The sequence below is a fragment of the Bacillus sp. AFS053548 genome (assembly GCF_002575105.1).
Taxonomy (GTDB): Bacteria; Bacillota; Bacilli; order Bacillales; family Bacillaceae_G; genus Gottfriedia.
The window spans coordinates 1-4628 of the sequence record NZ_NUHI01000018.1 but is presented as its reverse complement, the minus strand read 5'-3'; the positions used below and the strand labels follow the sequence as shown (position 1 = coordinate 4628).

At 51.8% G+C, this 4628-nt stretch carries 2 rRNA genes; both read right to left on the bottom strand.

Features of this window, described 5'->3' with window-relative positions:
* Positions 1-10: 10 nt before the first annotated feature.
* Positions 11-2948 (bottom strand): 23S ribosomal RNA (locus tag CN946_RS10155).
* Positions 2949-3051: 103 nt separating this feature from the next.
* Positions 3052-4553 (bottom strand): 16S ribosomal RNA (locus tag CN946_RS10150).
* Together the 16S and 23S rRNA genes form the textbook arrangement of a ribosomal RNA operon.
* Positions 4554-4628 lie beyond the last annotated feature (75 nt).

The following is a 4628-nucleotide window of genomic DNA, read 5'->3' as shown; positions in this document are numbered from 1 at the left end:
ATCAAACTTGTTAGTTAAGTCCTCGACCGATTAGTATCAGTCAGCTCCACGTGTCACCACGCTTCCACCTCTGACCTATCAACCTGATCGTCTCTCAGGGGTCTTACTAGCTTAACGCTATGGGAAATCTCATCTTGAGGGGGGCTTCATGCTTAGATGCTTTCAGCACTTATCCCTTCCACACATAGCTACCCAGCCATGCTCTTGGCAGAACAACTGGTACACCAGCGGTGTGTCCATCCCGGTCCTCTCGTACTAAGGACAGCTCCTCTCAAATTTCCTGCGCCCACGACGGATAGGGACCGAACTGTCTCACGACGTTCTGAACCCAGCTCGCGTACCGCTTTAATGGGCGAACAGCCCAACCCTTGGGACCGACTACAGCCCCAGGATGCGATGAGCCGACATCGAGGTGCCAAACCTCCCCGTCGATGTGGACTCTTGGGGGAGATAAGCCTGTTATCCCCGGGGTAGCTTTTATCCGTTGAGCGATGGCCCTTCCATGCGGAACCACCGGATCACTAAGCCCGACTTTCGTCCCTGCTCGACTTGTAGGTCTCGCAGTCAAGCTCCCTTATGCCTTTACACTCTTCGAATGATTTCCAACCATTCTGAGGGAACCTTTGGGCGCCTCCGTTACTCTTTAGGAGGCGACCGCCCCAGTCAAACTGCCCACCTGACACTGTCTCCGAGCCGGATCACGGCTCTAGGTTAGAATTTCAATACAGCCAGGGTAGTATCCCACCGACGCCTCCACCGAAGCTAGCGCTCCGGCTTCTCAGGCTCCTACCTATCCTGTACAAGCTGTACCAAAATTCAATATCAAGCTGCAGTAAAGCTCCACGGGGTCTTTCCGTCCTGTCGCGGGTAACCTGCATCTTCACAGGTACTATAATTTCACCGAGTCTATGGTTGAGACAGTGCCCAAATCGTTACGCCTTTCGTGCGGGTCGGAACTTACCCGACAAGGAATTTCGCTACCTTAGGACCGTTATAGTTACGGCCGCCGTTTACTGGGGCTTCAATTCAGAGCTTCTCCCGTAAGGGATAACCCCTCCTCTTAACCTTCCAGCACCGGGCAGGCGTCAGCCCCTATACTTCGCCTTGCGGCTTCGCAGAGACCTGTGTTTTTGCTAAACAGTCGCTTGGGCCTTTTCACTGCGGCTCTCCCGGGCATACACCCAAAAGAGCACCCCTTCTCCCGAAGTTACGGGGTCATTTTGCCGAGTTCCTTAACCATAGTTCTCTCGCTCACCTTAGGATTCTCTCCTCGCCTACCTGTGTCGGTTTGCGGTACAGGCACCTATTTCCTCGCTAGAAGCTTTTCTTGGCAGCGTAGAATCAGGAACTTCGGTACTATATTTCCCTCGCCATCACAACTCAGCCTTATGATGTGCGGATTTGCCTACACATCAGCCTAATTGCTTGGACGCGCATATCCAGCAGCGCGCTTACCCTATCTTTCTGCGTCCCTCCATTGCTCAAACGGAAATGAGGTGGTACAGGAATATCAACCTGTTGTCCATCGCCTACGCCTGTCGGCCTCGGCTTAGGTCCTGACTAACCCTGGGAGGACGAGCCTTCCCCAGGAAACCTTAGGCATACGGTGGACGGGATTCTCACCCGTCTTTCGCTACTCATACCGGCATTCTCACTTCTAAGCGCTCCACCAGTCCTTACGATCTAGCTTCAACGCCCTTAGAACGCTCCCCTACCACTGATACCATACGGTATCAATCCGCAGCTTCGGTGATACGTTTAGCCCCGTTACATTTTCGGCGCAGAGTCACTCGACCAGTGAGCTATTACGCACTCTTTAAATGGTGGCTGCTTCTAAGCCAACATCCTGGTTGTCTAAGCAACTCCACATCCTTTTCCACTTAACGTATACTTTGGGACCTTAGCTGGCGGTCTGGGCTGTTTCCCTCTTGACCACGGATCTTATCACTCGTAGTCTGACTCCTATGGATAAGTCATTGGCATTCGGAGTTTGACTGAATTCGGTAACCCGTTGGGGGCCCCTAGTCCAATCAGTGCTCTACCTCCAAGACTCTAACACATAAGGCTAGCCCTAAAGCTATTTCGGGGAGAACCAGCTATCTCCGAGTTCGATTGGAATTTCTCCGCTACCCACACCTCATCCCCGCACTTTTCAACGTGCGTGGGTTCGGACCTCCATTCAGTGTTACCTGAACTTCATCCTGGACATGGGTAGATCACTCGGTTTCGGGTCTACGACCACGTACTATATCGCCCTATTCAGACTCGCTTTCGCTGCGGCTCCGTCTCTTCAACTTAACCTTGCACGGGATCGTAACTCGCCGGTTCATTCTACAAAAGGCACGCCATCACTCGTTAACGAGCTCTGACTATTTGTAAGCACACGGTTTCAGGTTCTCTTTCACTCCCCTTCCGGGGTGCTTTTCACCTTTCCCTCACGGTACTGGTTCACTATCGGTCACTAGGTAGTATTTAGCCTTGGGAGATGGTCCTCCCAGATTCCGACGGAATTTCACGTGTTCCGCCGTACTCAGGATCCACTCAAGAGGGAACGAGGTTTCAACTACAGGGTTTTTACCTTCTTTGACGGACCTTTCCAGGTCGCTTCATTTACCCCGTTCCTTTGTAACTCCGTATAGAGTGTCCTACAACCCCAAGAGGCAAGCCTCTTGGTTTGGGCTATCTTCCGTTTCGCTCGCCGCTACTCAGGAAATCGCTATTGCTTTCTATTCCTCCAGGTACTTAGATGTTTCAGTTCCCTGGGTCTGTCCTCAGTACCCTATGTATTCAGGTAAAGATACTACTCCATTACGAGTAGTGGGTTTCCCCATTCGGAAATCTCCGGATCAAAGCTTACTTACAGCTCCCCGAAGCATATCGGTGTTAGTCCCGTCCTTCATCGACTCCTAGTGCCAAGGCATCCACCGTGCGCCCTTTCTAACTTAACTAATTTTAAAACTAATTGAATTAAACTTACGCAGTTTAATGAATGACATTATCTAGTTTTCAAGGTACAAANNCATGAACCATCGGTTCATGATGTCTCCATAGAAAGGAGGTGATCCAGCCGCACCTTCCGATACGGCTACCTTGTTACGACTTCACCCCAATCATCTGTCCCACCTTAGGCGGCTGGCCCCTAAAAGGTTACCCCACCGACTTCGGGTGTTACAAACTCTCGTGGTGTGACGGGCGGTGTGTACAAGGCCCGGGAACGTATTCACCGCGGCATGCTGATCCGCGATTACTAGTGATTCCGGCTTCATGTAGGCGAGTTGCAGCCTACAATCCGAACTGAGAATAGTTTTATGGGATTAGCTCCACCTCGCGGTCTTGCAACCCTTTGTACTATCCATTGTAGCACGTGTGTAGCCCAGGTCATAAGGGGCATGATGATTTGACGTCATCCCCACCTTCCTCCGGTTTGTCACCGGCAGTCACCTTAGAGTGCCCAACTAAATGCTGGCAACTAAGATCAAGGGTTGCGCTCGTTGCGGGACTTAACCCAACATCTCACGACACGAGCTGACGACAACCATGCACCACCTGTCACTCTGTCCCCGAAGGGAAAGCCCTATCTCTAGGGTTGTCAGAGGATGTCAAGACCTGGTAAGGTTCTTCGCGTTGCTTCGAATTAAACCACATGCTCCACCACTTGTGCGGGCCCCCGTCAATTCCTTTGAGTTTCAGTCTTGCGACCGTACTCCCCAGGCGGAGTGCTTAATGCGTTAACTTCAGCACTAAAGGGCGGAAACCCTCTAACACTTAGCACTCATCGTTTACAGCGTGGACTACCAGGGTATCTAATCCTGTTTGCTCCCCACGCTTTCGCGCCTCAGCGTCAGTTACAGACCAGAAAGTCGCCTTCGCCACTGGTGTTCCTCCAAATCTCTACGCATTTCACCGCTACACTTGGAATTCCACTTTCCTCTTCTGCACTCAAGTTTCCCAGTTTCCAATGACCCTCCCCGGTTGAGCCGGGGGCTTTCACATCAGACTTAAGAAACCGCCTGCGCGCGCTTTACGCCCAATAATTCCGGACAACGCTTGCCACCTACGTATTACCGCGGCTGCTGGCACGTAGTTAGCCGTGGCTTTCTGGTTAGGTACCGTCAAGGTGCCAGCTTATTTAACTAGCACTTGTTCTTCCCTAACAACAGAGCTTTACGACCCGAAGGCCTTCATCGCTCACGCGGCGTTGCTCCGTCAGACTTTCGTCCATTGCGGAAGATTCCCTACTGCTGCCTCCCGTAGGAGTCTGGGCCGTGTCTCAGTCCCAGTGTGGCCGATCACCCTCTCAGGTCGGCTACGCATCGTCGCCTTGGTGAGCCGTTACCTCACCAACTAGCTAATGCGCCGCGGGCCCATCNNATGTCATCCGGTATTAGCTCCGGTTTCCCGAAGTTATCCCAGTCTTACAGGTAGGTTGCCCACGTGTTACTCACCCGTCCGCCGCTAACTAACGGGAGCAAGCTCCCATTAATCCGCTCGACTTGCATGTATTAGGCACGCCGCCAGCGTTCGTCCTGAGCCAGGATCAAACTCTCCATAAAAGTTAAGTTTAAATCTTGTATTGCTCAAAAAACTAATAATTGACGTTTACTTCATGTTTTGTTTAGTTTTCAAAG